Here is a 17,113-nt window from a genome sequence, read left to right on the forward strand (position 1 = left end):
CGCGCATGAACGCCACCCTGCGCATCCTGGCGTGGTTGCTCGCGGTGGCGCTGGTCGCGTTGCCGGTGGTGGCCGTGCTCAATGGCTGGGTCGGTGCCGAGCGTTGGCCGTTGGCGCGCTTGCGGGTGTCGGGCGACTTCAAGCGGGTGCCGGCCGAAGAGTTGCGTGCGGTGGTCCTGCCATATGCGCGCGCGGGCTTTTTCGCGGTGAAGTTGCAGAACGCGCAGGATGCCATCGCGCGCCTGCCGTGGGTGGAAAGTGCACAGGTGCGCAAGCGCTGGCCGGATGTGCTGGAAGTGCACGTCACCGAGCACAAGCCGTTCGCGCGCTGGGGCACCGACCGCATGTTGTCCGAGCAGGGCCGGTTGTTCCGCACCCCGCCGTTGTTGAAGGATTTCAAGTTGCCGCAACTCGGTGGCCCGGACAGCAAGACCCAGGACGTGGTGGCGCTCTACAACGAATCGCGTGCGCTGTTCGCGCCGACCGGGCTGGATGTGGAGCGGCTGGAAATGGACGCGCGCGGCAGCTGGTCGCTGGGCCTGAGCAACGGCGTGCAGATCGTGATCGGCCGCGACGACGCGCGCGCGCGCCTGCAGCGCTTCGCCCGCGTGCTGCCGCAACTGGCCGACCCGCAACGCCCGATCGCCCGCGCCGACCTGCGCTACACCAACGGCTTCACGGTCGAACGGAATTTGGAAAACGCGGTGCCCGAGACCAAGAAAAAACCTCCGCCGGCCACGCCCGCCGCACATCACACGGTCGTGCTGCAACTCCCTCGCACCCGTACCCCGCTTTTCTCCAATCCCGAATCCCAAATCCCGAATCCCGGCTTTAAGACATGAACCGCAAAGGCGACAAATCCCTCATCGTTGGACTGGACATCGGCACCTCCAAGGTCGTCGCGCTGGTCGGCGAGTACTCGCCCGGCAATCCGATCGAAGTGATCGGCATCGGTTCGCATGAATCGCGCGGTCTCAAGCGCGGCGTGGTGGTGGATATCGAATCCACCGTGCAGTCGATCCAGCGCGCGGTGGAAGAGGCCGAGCTGATGGCCGGTTGCGAGATCCGCTCGGTGTACGCGTCGATTTCCGGCAACCACGTGCAGTGCAAGAACTCGCCCGGCATCGTGCCGATCCGCGACGGCGAAGTGACCTGGAGCGATCTGGAGCGCGTGCTGGATGCGGCCAAGGCCGTGGCCATTCCTGCCGACCAGCGCATCCTGCATGCGATCCCGCGCGAGTACGTGCTGGACGATTCGCAGGAAGGCATCCGCAATCCGGTCGGCATGACCGGCGTGCGCCTGGAGGTGCACGCGCACCTGGTGGTGTGCGCGCAGTCGGCAGCGGCCAACATCACCAAGTGCGTGCAGAAGTGCGGCCTGCAGGTGGACGATCTGGTGCTGTCGTCGCTGGCCTCCAGCGTGGCGGTCCTGACCGCCGACGAGCGCGAACTGGGCGTGGTGCTGGTGGATATCGGCGCCGGCACCACCGACCTTGCGGTCTACGTGCAGGGCGCGATCTGCCACACCGCCTCGCTGCCGATCGCCGGCGACCACGTCACCAACGACATCGCGCACATGCTGCGCACGCCCACCCCGGAAGCCGAACAGATCAAGGTGCGCTACGCCTGTGCGCTGGCGCAGCTGGCCACCGCCGAAGAAAGCATCCAGGTGCCGTCGGTCGGCGACCGCCCGCCGCGTCGCATGCCGCGGCATGCGCTCGCGCAGGCAGTGCAGGGCCGTTACGAGGAAATCTTCGAAATGGTGCAGGCCGAACTGCGCCGCTCCGGTTTCGAGGAAATGGTGCGCGCCGGCATGGTGCTCACCGGCGGTGCGTCGAAGATGGAAGGCGTGGTCGAACTGGCCGAAGAAATGTTGCAGATGCCGGTGCGCGTGGGCATTCCCCAGCACGTCACCGGCCTGGGCGAAGTCGTCGGCAACCCGGTGCACGCCTCCGGCGTGGGCCTGCTGCTGATGGGCAGCCAGATCGAACACCCGCGCCGCCCGTCGATCCCGACCGGCCGCGCCGGGAGCTTGTTCAAGAAATTGAAGAACTGGTATCGCGGGGAATTCTGAGGGGCCGGGATTTGGAATTCGGAATTTGGGATTGGCAAGGGCGAAGAAAAAGCAGAGTGGTAGCAACGATTAAGTGGAGAGCGGCGAGCGGGTAGGCGGTAAAATTTTTTTGCAGGCATTGCGTCGAGGAGTAGGTGCCGTGAGTCGTAGAGCGCAACAGCGCATCCATGGCCCAGGCACACGAATCCCGACTTTCAAACAACAACACTCGCCGTGATGCGGAGTGGGACAGGGACCAGCGCGTTTGCGACTCCCCAATCCCCACCCCCCAATCCCGGCTCAAGAGGACACTGACATGGCACATTTTGAACTGATCGAAAAGATGGCTCCCAATGCGGTAATCAAGGTCGTTGGCGTGGGCGGCGGCGGCGGCAACGCGGTTGCGCACATGGTCAACACCAATGTCGATGGCGTGGAGTTCATCACCGCCAACACCGACTCGCAGGCGATCAAGAACTGCGGCGCCAAGCTGCAGCTGCAGCTCGGCACCAACGTCACCAAGGGCCTGGGCGCGGGCGCCAATCCGGAAGTCGGTCGCCAGGCCGCACTGGAAGACCGCGAGCGCATCATGGACGCGCTGCAGGGTGCGGACATGGTGTTCATCACCGCCGGCATGGGCGGCGGCACCGGCACCGGCGCAGCGCCGGTGGTTGCACAGCTGGCCAAGGAAATGGGCATCCTGACCGTGGCCGTGGTCACCAAGCCGTTCCCGTTCGAAGGCCGTCGCCGCATGCAGGTTGCGCTCAAGGGCATCGAGGAGCTGAGCCAGCATTGCGACTCGCTGATCACCATCCCCAATGAAAAGCTGATCACCGTGCTCGGCCGCAACGCCACCATGATCCAGGCCTTCCGCGCTGCCAACGACGTGCTGCAGGGCGCCGTGCAGGGCATCGCCGACCTGATCGTGCGTCCGGGTCTGATCAACGTCGACTTCGCCGACGTGCGCACCGTGATGTCGGAAATGGGCCTGGCCATGATGGGCACCGGCTCGGCACGCGGCGACGATCGCGCGCAGGCCGCTGCCGAAGCCGCCATCCAGAACCCGCTGCTGGACGACGTCAACCTGGCCGGTGCCAACGGCATCCTGGTCAACATCACCGCCGGCCCGGACTTCACCATGTCCGAGTTCGACGAGATCGGCCGCACCATCGAGGCGTTCGCCTCGGAAGATGCGACCGTGGTCGTCGGCACCGTGCTCGACCCGGACATGCAGGACGAAGTGCGCGTCACCGTGGTGGCCACCGGCCTGAACCGTGCGGTTGCCCGCCAGACCCAGCGTCCGGACCAGCGCGCGCCGATCAAGCTGGTGCGCAACGCCACCACCGGTCAGCCTGAGTTCGGCGATTTCGACACCAGCGGCGGCGATGCGGTGTCCAAGGCCGTCGGCGGCAGCATGGGCTTGGGCCTGCGTCGTCCGAGCAGCGACTCGGTCGGCAGCGGCGGCAACAACGGCGGCGGTTCGGCTACGCCGGCCGCAGACCTGCCCAACGATTACCTGGATATCCCGGCGTTCCTGCGCCGCCAGGCCGACTGAGGATCGTCGGCTGCGTCGCTACGGCGGCGCGGTCCGTTCCGCCCCGGGGTTCGCCCCGGGGGTGCAGTGCCATGTCCTTTCTGCCGGATCGGCCACGATCCGGCAGCTTTTGCAGTGGCGTGACCTGGGGATTACAGTTCCCGTCACGCGCGACTTGTTAAAATTCAGATAATCTCTACGGATTAGACAGCCGGTTCAGCGTCTGTCTGCATTGTTCATCCAGACTTCGCATATGACCCAGCAACGCACTCTCAAGAACACCATTCGCGCCACCGGCGTCGGCCTGCATAGCGGCGACAAGGTGTACATGACGCTACGACCGGCTCCGGTCGATCATGGCGTGGTGTTCCGGCGTGTGGATCTGGAGCCGATCGTCGAAGTCCCGGCCGATGCCGAACTGGTCACCGAGACCACGCTGTGCACCGGCCTGACCTGCAATGGCGCCAAGATCCAGACCGTCGAGCACCTGATGTCGGCACTGGCCGGCCTGGGTGTGGACAATGTCATCGTCGAACTGTCCTCGGCCGAGCTGCCGATCATGGACGGTTCGTCCGGCCCGTTCGTGTTCCTGCTGCAGTCGGCAGGCATCGTCGAGCAGAACAAGGCCAAGCGCTTCATCCGTATCAAGCAGACGGTGGAAGTGCGCGAGGGCGACAAGGTCGCGCGCTTCGAGCCGTACGAGGGCTACAAGCTCGGCTTCACCATCGAATTCAATCACCCGATGATCCCGGCCAAGCAATCGCGCCAGGAAATCGAGTTCTCCACCTCGGCCTACGTCAAGGAAATCTCGCGCGCCCGCACCTTCGGCTTCATGCGCGACCTTGAATACATGCGCGAGCGCAATCTGGGCCTGGGCGGTTCGATGGACAACGCCATCGTGCTGGACGAGTTCCGCGTGCTCAACGAGGACGGCCTGCGCTACACCAACGAATTCGTGCGGCACAAGATCCTGGACGCCATCGGCGACCTGTACCTGGCCGGCGGCGCCATTCTGGGCGCCTACGAAGGCTTCAAGTCCGGCCACGCGCTCAACAACAAGCTGGTGCGTGCGCTGCTGGCGGATCAGGCCGCCTGGGAATGGGTCAGCTTCCCCGAAGGCACCGTGCAGCCGCCGGTCACCTACGCTAGCCCCGTCTACGCCTGATGTCGGGGAATGCCGCAGTCGGCGTTCAAAGTGTGAACTGCGTCGGATTACCGGCCCGTTCTTAACTTTTATTTAAGACTTCTCTAACTCCTGCGTGGCTGAGGCCCGCTAGGATGCGTCGGGTCGTGCGCGGTCTTCGCAATTCTTTCACGCTGCGGCGGCCGCTTCGCACCAGCGGCGCGGTGCTCACCGTTTGGTGGGTGGAACATCCTGCAGGGAGGCCAGCGCATCGCGCAGACCTCTGTGCGTGGCCTCTGAGACGGGGCGCGGACGCTCGCGATTCTGCTGCATTGGGGAATGCAGCGGGGTGGTGGTGGTCTTGATGGTCACCGCGGTGGCCTTCAGTCCGATGGATCGGGCGGCATCCAGTAATTGGGTCTCGGCAAGTCGCAACTTGGCATGCCAGACAGGTGAATCAACCAGAAAAACGAGCTGTTCGTCTCTGACATTGGCCAGCCGGCAACGGGTGGCCAGATGAGGCGGTAACAGGGGGCGCAACTGTCGGTCCAGCGCATCGAGCCACAACGCTCGGCGCAAGGGGTCGCCAGCCTTTTCACCCAACGCGGCCTCGATGGCCGGTTGCGGGACGGAAGGGTTGCGTGCGTTGGACTTGGGCTTGGACATGACACTCATATGGCGTTGAAGAAAGTTGTAATCAAATCTCGCGAAACCCGGGCGCAGCGGTTGGCCCGCCAGTTCCAGGGCTTTGCCGCGGATCGACCGATGGTAGTCCTCGGCGCCGTGCTTGGGCTGGGCATGTTGATCGGCATCGGTGCCAGCACCGCCACCGGCATGGTGACCAATTCCGCGTTGCAGGCCAAGGTTGCCCGGCAGCAGGCCGAGCTGGCCCAGGCGCAGCGCGCCTCGCAGGCGCAGGTCAACGCACTGGCCGCGCGCATGGGCGAGCTGCAGGCGCAGGCCACCCGTCTCAATGCATTGGGCGAGCGGCTGACCGAAATGGGCAAGCTGAAGGACGGCGAGTTCGACTTCGATGCCCCGGTCGGCGTCGGTGGCGGCGACGAGCCGGTCAGCGACATGCCGGTCGAGTCGCTCAAGCAGACGCTGGGGCAGGTCGAACAGCAGTTCTCCGCCTCCGGTCAGCAACTGAACGTGCTGGCCGCGCTGATGTTCGATCATCAGCTCGAACAGAATTCGGTGCCCTCGCGGATGCCGATCCGCAACACCTACATCACCTCCGGCTTCGGCGGCCGCGCCGATCCGTTCGACGGTGGTTCGGCCTTCCACAAGGGCGTGGACTTCCACGCCAACGTGGGCGACCCGGTGATGTCGGTCGCCGACGGCGTGGTCAGCTATGCCGGCGTGCGCGGCGGCTATGGCAACGTGGTGGAAGTGGACCACGGCAACGGCTATGTGACCCGCTACGCGCACAACTCGCGCCTGGTGGTGAAGGTGGGCGACCTGGTCCGCGCCGGCCAGCAGGTGGCCCGGGCCGGATCCAGCGGCCGCTCCACCGGCGCCCACGTGCATTTCGAGGTGTGGGCGGACGGGCGGGTGGTCAATCCGCGCAAGTTCCTGGGCGATACCAACACGCCGGTGGGCCGCCGCGGGCGCGGTTGACGACGGCGCGGGCGGCGCTTGATTCGTGAAGGCCCGCCCCAAGCTACAATAGGGTGTTGCCATCGACAGGGCGCAGTGCGCCCTGTTTCGTTTACGGCGGCCGGGTCTTGGGGACCGGCGTCGGTCAAACCGTTCCTTTTCAACCGGTTTCTTCAATGATCAACAGTCTGCTTACCCGTGTCTTTGGCAGTCGTAACGAACGCCAGCTGCGCCAGCTCAACCGCCTCGTCACCCAGATCAATGCGCTGGAGCCGACGATCGAGAAGCTCTCCGACGCCGAGCTGCAAGCCAAGACCCCGGAGTTCAAGCAGCGACTTGCCGCCGGCGAGTCCCTGGACAAGATTCTTCCCGAAGCCTTTGCGGTGTGCCGCGAGGCCAGCCGCCGCGTGCTCGGCATGCGCCATTACGACGTGCAGCTGATCGGCGGCATGGTGCTGCACCTGGGCAAGATCGCCGAGATGCGCACCGGTGAAGGCAAGACCCTGGTCGCCACGCTGCCGGTGTACCTCAACGCGCTGCAGGGCGAGGGCGTGCATGTGGTCACGGTCAACGACTACCTGGCGCGCCGCGACGCCGCGCAGATGGGCAAGCTGTACAACTGGCTGGGCCTGAGCGTGGGCGTGGTGTATCCGGGCATGCCGCACAGCGACAAGCGCGAGGCCTACGGCAGCGACATCACCTACGGCACCAACAACGAGTTCGGTTTCGACTACCTGCGCGACAACATGGCGCTGTCCAAGGCCGACCGCTACCAGCGCAACCTGCATTACGCGATCGTCGACGAAGTCGACTCGATCCTGATCGACGAGGCGCGTACCCCGCTGATCATCTCCGGCCCGGCCGACGAGTCGCCGGAGCTGTACATCCGCGTCAACCGCATCGTGCCGCAGCTGACCAGGCAGGAAAGCGAAGAGGGCGAGGGCGACTTCTGGATCGACGAGAAGGGCAAGCAGGTGCATCTGTCCGAGGCGGGCATGGGCCACGCCGAAGAACTGCTGATGCAGGCCGGCATCCTGGAAAATGCCGAAGACGGCCTGTATGCCGCGCAGAACCTGAGCGTGGTGCATCACCTCAATGCCGCGCTGCGCGCGCATGCGATCTATCAGCGCGACGTGGACTACATCGTGCGCGATGGCGAGGTGGTGATCGTCGATGAATTCACCGGCCGCACGTTGAGCGGGCGCCGTTGGTCCGATGGCCTGCACCAGGCGGTCGAGGCCAAGGAAGGCGTGCCGGTGCAGCGCGAGAACCAGACGCTGGCCAGCATCACCTTCCAGAACCTGTTCCGCATGTACAAGAAGCTGTCCGGCATGACCGGTACGGCCGACACCGAGGCCTACGAATTCCAGAGCATCTACGGCCTGGAAGTGGTGGTGATCCCGACCAACCGCCCGACCGTGCGCAAGGACCATCCGGACCAGGTGTTCCTCAACCGCAAGGGCAAGTTCAACGCGGTGCTGGCCGACATCGAAGACTGCGCCAAGCGCGGCCAGCCGGTGCTGGTGGGTACCACCTCGATCGAGACCTCGGAGATGCTGTCCGAGCATTTGCGCAAGGCCGGGGTCAAGCACGAAGTGCTCAACGCCAAGCAGCACGAGCGCGAAGCCACCATCGTGGCCAACGCCGGCCAGCCGGGCGCGGTGACCATCGCCACCAACATGGCCGGCCGCGGTACCGACATCGTGCTGGGCGGTTCGCTGGAAACCGAGCTGCATGCCATGGGCGACGACATCAGCGACGAGCAGCGCCTTGCGGCCAAGACCGAATGGCAGCGTCGTCACGATGCGGTCAAGGCGGCCGGCGGCCTGCACATCATCGGTACCGAGCGGCACGAATCGCGCCGTATCGACAACCAGCTGCGTGGCCGTGCCGGTCGTCAGGGCGACCCGGGTTCCTCGCGCTTCTATCTGTCGCTGGAAGACAACCTGATGCGCATCTTCGCCTCGGACTGGGTCCAGAAGGCGATGCGCATGATGGGCATGAAGGAAGACGACGTCATTGAAGACCGCCTGGTCAGCCGGCAGATCGAAAAGGCGCAGCGCAAGGTGGAAGCGCACAACTTCGACATCCGCAAGAACCTGCTGGACTTCGACGACGTCAACAATGATCAGCGCAAGGTGATCTACGCCCAGCGCGACGAATTGCTGGATGCCGAATCGGTCAAGGACAACGTCGACGGCATCCGTGGCGATGTGATCTACGACCTGGTCGCACGCTTCGTGCCGCCCAACTCTGTCGATGAGCAGTGGGACCTGAAGGGTCTGGAAGCCACGCTGGAATCGGAGCTGGGCATGCCGCTGGCGCTAAGCGAGATGGCACGCACGCAGGAAGAACTGGACGCCGAGCAGATTGCGGCCAAGGTGCAGGCAGCGGTGGATGCGCACTTTGCCGAGAAGGAAGCGGCGGTGGGCAACGACACCATGCGCGCATTGGAGAAGCACGTGATGCTGACCGTGCTCGACCAGGGCTGGAAGGAGCATCTGGCCAAGATGGATTACCTGCGCCAGGGCATCTATCTGCGCGGGTATGCGCAGAAGCAGCCCAAGCAGGAATACAAGAAGGAAGCCTTCGAGCTGTTCTCGGAGATGCTGGAGAACGTCAAGCGCGAAGTGATCAACCTGCTGGCGCGCGTGCGCATCCGCAGCGAAGAGGAAGTGGCCGAGCTGGAAGAGCAGGAGCGTCTGCAGGCGCAGGCGCGCTTGATGGCCTCGCAGTTCCAGCATCAGGACGCCGGCGGCTATGGTGCCGACGAGGAAGTGGAACAGATGCAGGGCGGCAACGCCCCGGTGCCGGTTTCGCAGGTGACCCGCGACGAGCCCAAGGTGGGCCGTAACGATCCGTGCCCCTGCGGCAGCGGCAAGAAGTACAAGCACTGCCACGGTCAACTCAGCTGAGCTGAGTTGACCGTGCACCAGGCATCCGCTACGCGGATGCCTGGTGCACGGTCCTTGCTTCCGATCCCCGCGCCTTTGGCGCGCCCCCTTACCAAGGGGGCTCTGCTTACGGATGGGATCCTGAGGGGGTCTTGAAGCAGGAAAGGGGATATCGCAGACCGGGTACGAGGCCACGCTCAGGTTTCGCCGCCTTTGGCCAATTCCCTGCGAAGCCATGGCTTGCATTGCTGCCAGGCAAGGTCGACAAGCACGGCATAGACGCTGGAAGAATCCGGCGAGTTGTCTTGCGGTGGGCCTCGGCACGGCAGGCCAGCCACGCGCTGTCCATCTCTCGCGGCGCCAACGCGGCGCCTTTTGTATGCGGGCGTCTCCGCCGGTGCCACTGCGGGGCGTATGCTCGATCCATATCCTGCGTGGAGTGCGGTCATGGCGTTGCTGTCCAGCCAGCAATTGAAGGTGTTCGTGCCTGCGCGCGACTACGCGGTGTCGCAGCGGTTCTATCGCGCGCTGGGCTTCGTGCAGGAGGACGAGGTAGGCAATGTGACCTGCTTCCGGCATGGCACGCATTGCGCATTCCTGCTGCAGGATTTCTATCTGCGCGAACTGGCCGAGAACCTGATGCTGCACCTGTGGGTGGACGATGCCGACAGCTGGTGGCAGCACGTGCACGACACCGGCCTGGGCGCGCAGTTCGGGGTGAGCTGCAGCGCGCCGGAAGATCGGCCGTGGGGCGCACGCGATTTCACCTTGCACGATCCCAGCGGCGTGCTCTGGCGCATCGGGCATCCACTGTAGGCCGGGATTGGGGATTCGGGATTCGGGATTGGCAGAAGCACACGTGCCGCGCTTTGACCAATCTCGAATCCCCAATCCCCAATCCCCGCCGCCAAGCGATTGCACTGAACGACTCACTCGCGGCACTCTTGTGCCATGCCTGATTCTCTAAGATCCATCCACGTCGTTGCCGGCGTGATCACCGACGCCCGCGGCCGCATCCTGCTGACCCGCCGTACCGAAACCCGCGACATGCCCGGCCTGTGGGAGTTTCCGGGTGGCAAGCGCGAACCTGGCGAAACCTCCGAACAGGCATTGGTGCGCGAACTCAACGAAGAGCTCGGTATCGAGGCGCAGGTCGGCGAGTGGCTGATGGACGTGCCGCAGTTGTACCCGGACAAGCGGCTGCGCCTGGAAGTGCGCCACATCACCGCATGGAAAGGCAGCCCGCGCGGCCGCGAAGGCCAGGCGATGACCTGGGTGGCCGCCGACAAGCTGACCCGTTATTCGATGCCGCCGGCCGATGTGCCGGTGGTCGGTGTGCTGCGCCAGCCAGACCGCTATCTGATCACGCCCGAGCCGGACGATGACGCGCTGTGGCTGGAAGGCCTGGAGCGTGCGCTGCAGGAGGGCATCACGCGCATCCAGTTGCGTGCGCGGCAGGCCGAACCGGCGCGCTGGCAGGCCTTGCTGCAGCAAGTGATGCGCCTGCGCGGCCGTGCGCGCGCGCAACTGCTGCTCAACCGCGACATCGCACTGGCCAGCGAACTCGGTATCGGCGTGCATCTGGGTTCGGAGCAACTGGCCAGCCTGCAGGAGCGCCCGTTGCCGGCCGAGCAGCCGGTCGCCGCTTCCTGTCACGGGCTGGAAGACCTGCGCCGCGCCCAGCGTCTTGGCTGCGATTTTGCGGTGCTGGGCCCGGTGCAGGCGACCGCGTCGCATCCGGGTGCGACACCCTTGGGATGGGATGGGTTCGAACGCTTGCGCGAGCAGGTCTCCTTGCCGATCTACGCACTCGGTGGCATGCAGGTCGACGACCTGCGCGAAGCCCGTTCGCATGGCGCGCAGGGCATCGCGGCGATTCGTGCGCTGTGGCCGCAGTGACCGTCACTAGGGCCGTGCGGTCTGCTGGGGGTCGGCAGCCTTGCGGTGGTCCGTGTTCGACCAGGTCGCGGTGGCCAGCGTCACCGCAGCTGCTGCGCTAAAACGTCACCCAGAAGCAGTTGTACTGCCGGCGCAGCCGCAACACGCTGCTTGCGGGCGCACCGCTGGCGAAGTTCTGTTCCAGGCGCAGGCCCCAGGGGCGCGGGCGGCTTGGCGGTGCCGGGAGTGGGGCGTCGATGGCGCTGCCGTCCAGGGATGGAGCCGCTGCCGTACCGGCATCGGCTTCCCAGGTCGGCGGATCGCGTTGCGGGTACATCGGCACGATGTCCAGCAACGGGCGTTGCACGATCGCCTCCAGCCGGCTCAGCACCTGGTTGGCAGCGGCGTCGGACTGGCCGCTCCACAGGTAGAGGCTGGAGAGCCGATTGACGTCGCGGCTGTCCACCGCCAGTTGCAGCAACGACACCAGCTCGCTCAGCCGGCGCGGGCAGCCGTAGCGATACAGGCCGGTGTTGCCCTGCGTGCGCGTGGCCGGCGGCGGGCGCGCCGCAGCGCCGACATCTTCGCAGCGGCGGTCGGTGAACATGGTCTGCCCGTCCGCTGTCACGCAGCGACGGATCTCCTGCGCCTGCACGCGCGTGGCCGGGCACAGGCAGAACAGCAGTAACAATGGCAGCAGGAGGCGAGGCATCGGCGCAGCGTAACGGGGCCTGCGTGAGCCGGCGAGCAACGCGCCGGGACCGTGGCAGCTTGCACGGCGTTTGCGCATCACGCGTGCGTTTGCCGATGATGTGCCCGCGTGGAGATGCCCGCCGAGGGCATGGTTTCGAGCGGCTGGCTCAGCGCCCGAGCAGCTGCAGCACCTGCGTGGTCGGCTTGGCCAGGTTGAGCGTATAGAAGTGCAGGGCAGGCGCGCCACCGGCGATCAGGCGCTCGCACACGGTGGCCACCACTTCCGCACCGAAGGCGCGCACCGCATCGGCATCGTCGCCGTAGGACTGCATCTTCTTGCTGATCCAGCGCGGAATTTCTGCACCACACTGCTCGGAAAAGCGCCGCAGCTGCGAGAAATTGGAGATCGGCATGATGCCGGGGATGATCGGGATCTCCACACCCATGCGCTGCACGGCGTCGCGGAAATGAAAGTACGCGTCGGCGTTGTAGAAATACTGGGTGATCGCGGCATCGGCACCGGCATCCACCTTGGCCTTGAAGTAACGCAGATCGCTCAGCGCATCGGTCGCCTGCGGGTGGGTTTCCGGATACGCACCGACCTCGATCCGGAACGCGTCGCCGTGCTCGGCGCGGATGAAGGCGATCAGGTCCGAGGCATAGCGCAGGTCGCCGGGATGGCCCATGCCCGAGGGCAGATCGCCGCGCAGCGCGACGATGCGGGTACAGCCGATCGCGCGATACAGCTTGAGCAGCTCGCGGATCTCCTGGCGGCTGCCGCCGACGCAGGACAGATGCGGGGCGGCTTCGAAACCGTGCTTCTGCTTGAGGTGACGCACCGTCTCGGAGGTATAGCTGAGCGTGGAGCCGCCGGCACCGAAGGTGCACGACACGTACTCCGGCGCGTAGCCCTTCAGCCTGGCCGCCGTGCGGTCCAGCTGGGCGCGCTGGTCGTCGGTCTTGGGCGGGTAGAACTCGAAACTGAGATGCGTCATCGCGGCAGGTCCGGCGGATCGTGCCCGCATAATATCGCTTCATCGCGATGAATGCATATTTGGTTGCGGGTGTCCTGCATTCGTTACCGCGCGTGCTGTCAGCGGAATGACGGCGCGCTCCGCGGGGCCCTGCAGGCGCTTGCCGCGCGGTGGCGAGCGAAGCCTTGCCTTGCAGCGGGCAGGCGAATCGCTTCTGTTGCAGCACTGGTTCCACGCGTAGTGCCGGCCATCGCGTCATCGCCTGCCGTGAGTTGTGGAGACAGTGGTTGCGCCGCGCCTGCGTGACATGTCGCGAGCTGGCTTGCGCCGGACGTTGACGCGGGCAGCTCTACACTGGGTGCACTTTCTACGGAGTGCTGCGCATGAGCGATACCACGATGACCGCAATCGCCATTCGCGATGGCAAGGGCGATGCGGATGCACTGTACGCCAGCGAAATGCCGCGCCCGCGTCCTGCGCCGGGGCAGGTGCTGATCCGCGTGCATGCGGCCGGGATCAATCGTCCCGACCTGCTGCAGCGTGCCGGCCACTATCCGCCGCCGCCCGGCGCGCCGCAGACGCTCGGGCTGGAAATCGCCGGCGAGATCGTGGAGCCGGCCGGTCGCTGGAAGGTCGGCGATCGGGTGTGTGCACTGCTGGGCGGTGGCGGATACGCACAGTACGCAGCGGTCGACGCGCGGCATGTGCTGCCGATTCCGCCGGGCATGGATCTGGCGCATGCCGCGGCGCTGCCGGAAACCATCTTTACCGCGTACACCAACCTGTTCGAGCATGGCCGGCTGGCGGCCGGGGAATGGCTGCTGCTGCATGGCGCCACGTCCGGGATCGGCGTGACTGCGATCCAGATGGCCAAGGCCGCCGGTGCGCATGTGCTGGCGACTGCGCGTTCGGCGGGCAAGGCAGCGCAGGCGCGCGAACTCGGCGCCGATGTGGCGATCGACTCCACCACCGAATCGTTTGTCGACGTGGCCAAGGCGCACGGCGGGGTGGATGTGTCATTGGACATGGTGGGCGCTGCGGTATTCGCCGACACCCTGGAGGCGCTCAACCCACGCGGGCGCATCGTCTACATCGCCTCGCAGGCCGGCTCGACCATCGAGGTGCCGATCCCGCTGCTGATGCGCAAGCAGGCCATCCTCACCGGCTCGACGCTGCGCCCGCGCAGTGCCGACGAAAAGGCGCGCCTGGCAGGGGAAGTGGAGCGCGTGGTGTGGCCGTGGATCGCGCAGGGCAAGCTGCGCGTGCTGCTCGACAAGCGCTTCCCGCTCGGCGAAGCCGCTGCAGCGCACCGCTATCTGGAGCAGGGCAGCCACCTGGGCAAGGTCGTGCTGGAGATGTGAGCGCATCGCAATGCGCATGCAGGTAGCTCTGTCTGCAGCAGGCGTCGCAGGCCTGGCCATACATCGGCCGCAGGCCGGGCGCCCCACCGCAGCCGCCGAGTGCTCCAGCGCGACCAGGTGGAAGGCCACGAACGGCAAGGCGTGCCGTGCAGTTGCACCGATGCAGCATGGCGGCTCTTGCACGGCCATCGGGCGGCGCAGGTATAGCAAAACAAGCAGGAGCGATGTCTCGCAGCGAACCGCAGCCTGACCTTACACTGCGCCGTTGCGTGCGCTGGTGCAGCGCGCCGCTGCACCAGTCTCCGTGCATGCGCCTGAAACGGGCGATCGCGCGGGTCCCGCCACGTCCCTATCAGCCCGAAGGTTTCGATGAAGCATCCAGACGCATTGCGCATTGCCCTTGTCGGCATCGGCAAGATCGCCCGCGACCAGCACGTGCCCACCATCGCCGCGCGTGCCGATGTGCAGCTGGTGGCCACGGTGAGCCGGCATGGCACGGTCGATGGAGTGCCGGCCTACCACAGCCTGGAAGAGGCCTTCGCGGCGCATCCGCAGATTGAAGCGGTGGCGCTGTGCACGCCACCGGTCGGGCGGCACGCGCAGGCACAGGCCGCGCTGGCCGCCGGGCGCCATGTGTTCCTGGAAAAACCCCCGGCCGCCACCCTGGCCGAGATCGACGATCTGCGCGTGTTGGCGCAGCGTGCGCAACGCAGCCTGTTCACCAGCTGGCATTCGCGCTGCGCCGCTGCCGTGGAGCCCGCGCGGGCGTGGCTGGCCGACAAGCAGATCCTGCGCGCGCATATCACCTGGAAGGAAGACATTCGCCATTGGCACCCGGGCCAGGACTGGATCCTGGAGCCGGGCGGCATGGGCGTGTTCGACCCCGGCATCAATGCGCTGTCCATCGTCACGCATCTGCTGCCGCGCCCCTTCGCGCTGCGCGAAGCGGAGTTGCACACGCCGGAAAATCGCCAGGCACCGCTGTACGCCAGGCTCGGTTTTGTCGACACCGCAGGGGTGCCGGTAACGGCGGAACTGGATTTTCTGCAGACCGGCCATCAGCGCTGGGACATCGAAGTGGACACCACCGATGGCCTGCTCATGCTCAGTGAGGGCGGTGCCAGGCTCAGTATCGATGGCCAGCCGCAGCCAGTGGAAGCCGCCGGCGAATACGACGGCTTGTACCGGCGTTTCGTGCAATTGGTGCGCGCCGGCGAATCGGAGGTGGATGTCACCCCGTTCGTGCATGTGGCCGATGCGTTCATGCTCGGCGCGCGCAAGGTCACCGCGCCGTTCGCCTGGTAGCCGGTCGCACCATCCAACCTGTTGCAGCATCCAGAACACCGGCGATGAGCCGGTGTTTTCCTGTGTCAGGGGTCGCGTGTCTTTGCGATCGGGCTCCAGCCACGCAGCGGACGCCTCGTGCTCACCCGACAGCTCAGCGGCGCCACATGCGTGCACCGCGCGCCGGCAGCGTGAAGGTGTAGGAGCCGCTGGAAATGCGCACCACGCTGCCCGAGCCCAGTGCATCCACATAATCCGCATTCCAGTACAGCACGCTGCCATTCATCGCCACGGTGGTGGTGACCGGATTGCCGCACTTGTTGATGCCGACGATGCCCAGGCTGCCGCGCCGGAACAGCACATGGCAGGAGCTGGACGACAGCACCTGCATGTCGCTACCTTGCACGCCGTTGTGGAAGCCGATCATGCGGCGCAGGTCGTCGCGCAGGTAGGCGTTGACCCAGCGGTTGTCGCCGCTTTCGTTGTTGTCGGTGTAGACCATCGGCATGCCGCCGTTGCGGCCGATCAGATACGCGTATGCCAGCGTCTCGTCGACGGGGTCGAGGATGGCGTAGCGGAAGCCGGCATTGTTGGGGATGTCGTGGGTGACGGCGAAGGTCACCGCGCGATTGCCCGGTAACGCCTGTCCGGTGGACGCGGGATCCACCAGCTGCTGCAGGCTGGCGCCAATGGCGAATGCATTGCGTACCGCGTTGAACAACGGGAAGTCATAGGCCGCATGCGGCGTGGACTGCAGGTACGGCGCCAGGAACTGGTCGTAATCGCCATTGCCGCTGCCGCCGCCGGTGATCACTTCGCCGAACACATACACGCCGGAACGAATGCCCGCATCGAAGACCCGATTGAGATGGTCGAAGCTCATATGCTTGGCCGCATCGACACGAAAGCCGGTCACACCCAGGCCCTTCAGCGCTTGCAGATAGGCGCGCTGCTGCTGCACCACCCAATCGTTGCCGACCAGGTCGGGCAGGCCCGGATCGCTGCCGCCACCGCAGATGCGATAGGTGCGTACCTGGTAGGCGTCGTTGTAGTTGGTGATGCACTGGACCGGACCGAAATCGCTGGCGCTCAGGAAATTCGATTGCAAGGTGCCGAACAGACGCAAGGTGTCGTAACGGCCTGGATTCGCAGCGTATTGCGCGAGCACGGCGCTGCCGGGGTAGTTGAGATCCGAGCGTGTCGCGGCCTCGTTGGCCATGTGGTTGAGCACCACGTCGGCATAGGTTTCCACGCCATTATTGGCCAGCGCCTGCACCATGCGCGAGAACGCTGCGGTGTCGCCCAGCGGGCCATCGATCACGCGCAGATCCTGCGGCTGGTAGCGTGCCCACCACGCGCTGCCTTGCGAGCGATAGGCGGGAGCGACCAACACCTTGCGATAGCCGGCATCGGCAATCTGCTTGGCGCGTGCCTCTACGGTGGCATACGGCCAATTGAAGGCATGCAGGATCACATCGGCCTGCACATTGGCGGTGGTCAGCAGCAGCACCAGCGCGGCGAGCAGCAGCCGCGAGCTGCGTTGAAGCCGTGAGGGTGGGGGTGGAGTGTGCGTATCGCGCATCGGATGGATCTCCAGTCGGTAAGCGCGAGCACACGCATGCTGTGCGATGCCCGCATCAAGGCCTCCGGCCCCTGTTCCGGAAAGCGCGCGCACGGCGTGCAGCGCGCGGTGATGCTAAGCGTGCATCGCGGCGCAACA

14 protein-coding genes are annotated in these 17,113 nt (G+C 65.7%); 10 read left to right on the forward strand and 4 right to left on the reverse strand.

Annotated features, from left to right (window positions below; all coding sequences use genetic code 11):
- Positions 1 to 5: 5 nt before the first annotated feature.
- The 4 genes from AC1PLS_RS04130 to lpxC all read left to right on the forward strand — a co-directional run bounded on the left by AC1PLS_RS04130 (position 6) and on the right by lpxC (position 4,752).
- Positions 6 to 842 carry a cell division protein FtsQ/DivIB gene (locus tag AC1PLS_RS04130; RefSeq protein ID WP_154831473.1) on the forward strand — a complete coding sequence of 279 codons (837 nt, stop codon included), beginning with the start codon at positions 6 to 8 and terminating at the stop codon, positions 840 to 842.
- Positions 839 to 2,074, forward strand: coding sequence for a cell division protein FtsA (gene ftsA / locus AC1PLS_RS04135; RefSeq protein WP_003485272.1), 1,236 nt, complete (start codon positions 839 to 841; stop codon positions 2,072 to 2,074). The genes AC1PLS_RS04130 and ftsA overlap by 4 nt, the downstream gene beginning before the upstream one ends.
- A 295-nt stretch (positions 2,075 to 2,369) precedes the next feature.
- The gene (ftsZ, locus tag AC1PLS_RS04140) at positions 2,370 to 3,608 is read left to right on the forward strand and encodes a cell division protein FtsZ (RefSeq protein ID WP_126965299.1); all 1,239 of its coding nucleotides are present in this window, start codon (positions 2,370 to 2,372) and stop codon (positions 3,606 to 3,608) included.
- A gap of 232 nt (positions 3,609 to 3,840) precedes the next feature.
- A complete protein-coding gene (lpxC, locus tag AC1PLS_RS04145; RefSeq protein WP_024938333.1) occupies positions 3,841 to 4,752 on the forward strand; it encodes a UDP-3-O-acyl-N-acetylglucosamine deacetylase in 912 nt (303 codons plus the stop codon).
- Positions 4,753 to 4,938: 186 nt separating this feature from the next.
- Here the strand turns inward: lpxC and AC1PLS_RS04150 are convergent, their stop codons facing one another.
- Positions 4,939 to 5,385, reverse strand: coding sequence for a DciA family protein (locus tag AC1PLS_RS04150; RefSeq protein ID WP_024938332.1), 447 nt, complete (start codon positions 5,383 to 5,385; stop codon positions 4,939 to 4,941).
- Here AC1PLS_RS04150 and AC1PLS_RS04155 point away from each other — a divergent pair, their 5' ends adjacent.
- The 4 genes from AC1PLS_RS04155 to AC1PLS_RS04170 all read left to right on the forward strand — a co-directional run bounded on the left by AC1PLS_RS04155 (position 5,386) and on the right by AC1PLS_RS04170 (position 11,102).
- On the forward strand, positions 5,386 to 6,330 hold the full coding sequence (locus tag AC1PLS_RS04155) for a M23 family metallopeptidase (protein ID WP_024938331.1): 945 nt from the start codon (positions 5,386 to 5,388) through the stop codon (positions 6,328 to 6,330).
- 155 nt (positions 6,331 to 6,485) lie between these two features.
- Complete coding sequence (gene secA, locus AC1PLS_RS04160) at positions 6,486 to 9,224, forward strand: preprotein translocase subunit SecA (protein WP_024938330.1); 2,739 nt, start codon at positions 6,486 to 6,488, stop codon at positions 9,222 to 9,224.
- Positions 9,225 to 9,650: 426 nt separating this feature from the next.
- Positions 9,651 to 10,019, forward strand: a complete 369-nt coding sequence (locus AC1PLS_RS04165) for a VOC family protein (protein ID WP_016902193.1) — start codon at positions 9,651 to 9,653, stop codon at positions 10,017 to 10,019.
- 135 nt (positions 10,020 to 10,154) lie between these two features.
- The gene (locus AC1PLS_RS04170) at positions 10,155 to 11,102 is read left to right on the forward strand and encodes a Nudix family hydrolase (protein WP_184432078.1); all 948 of its coding nucleotides are present in this window, start codon (positions 10,155 to 10,157) and stop codon (positions 11,100 to 11,102) included.
- A 97-nt stretch (positions 11,103 to 11,199) separates the two neighbouring features.
- Here the strand turns inward: AC1PLS_RS04170 and AC1PLS_RS04175 are convergent, their stop codons facing one another.
- Positions 11,200 to 11,871: a hypothetical protein gene (locus AC1PLS_RS04175; RefSeq protein ID WP_184432076.1), complete on the reverse strand. Its 672-nt coding sequence runs from the start codon at positions 11,869 to 11,871 to the stop codon at positions 11,200 to 11,202.
- A gap of 70 nt (positions 11,872 to 11,941) precedes the next feature.
- Complete coding sequence (gene metF / locus AC1PLS_RS04180) at positions 11,942 to 12,769, reverse strand: methylenetetrahydrofolate reductase [NAD(P)H] (RefSeq protein ID WP_024938327.1); 828 nt, start codon at positions 12,767 to 12,769, stop codon at positions 11,942 to 11,944.
- Positions 12,770 to 13,131: 362 nt separating this feature from the next.
- Between metF and AC1PLS_RS04185 the strand changes: the two genes are divergently transcribed.
- Positions 13,132 to 14,109 carry an NAD(P)H-quinone oxidoreductase gene (locus tag AC1PLS_RS04185; protein ID WP_184432074.1) on the forward strand — a complete coding sequence of 326 codons (978 nt, stop codon included), beginning with the start codon at positions 13,132 to 13,134 and terminating at the stop codon, positions 14,107 to 14,109.
- Positions 14,110 to 14,478: 369 nt separating this feature from the next.
- Positions 14,479 to 15,414 carry a Gfo/Idh/MocA family protein gene (locus AC1PLS_RS04190; RefSeq protein WP_065032058.1) on the forward strand — a complete coding sequence of 312 codons (936 nt, stop codon included), beginning with the start codon at positions 14,479 to 14,481 and terminating at the stop codon, positions 15,412 to 15,414.
- Between the two features lie 133 nt (positions 15,415 to 15,547).
- On the opposite strand, the gene AC1PLS_RS04195 is transcribed toward AC1PLS_RS04190, so the two are convergent.
- Entirely contained in the window at positions 15,548 to 16,918 is a 1,371-nt protein-coding gene (locus AC1PLS_RS04195) for an alpha-amylase family protein (protein ID WP_184432942.1), read from the reverse strand.
- Between the last annotated feature and the right edge of the window lie 195 nt (positions 16,919 to 17,113).

This window comes from Xanthomonas sp. NCPPB 3218 (genome assembly GCF_056725185.1).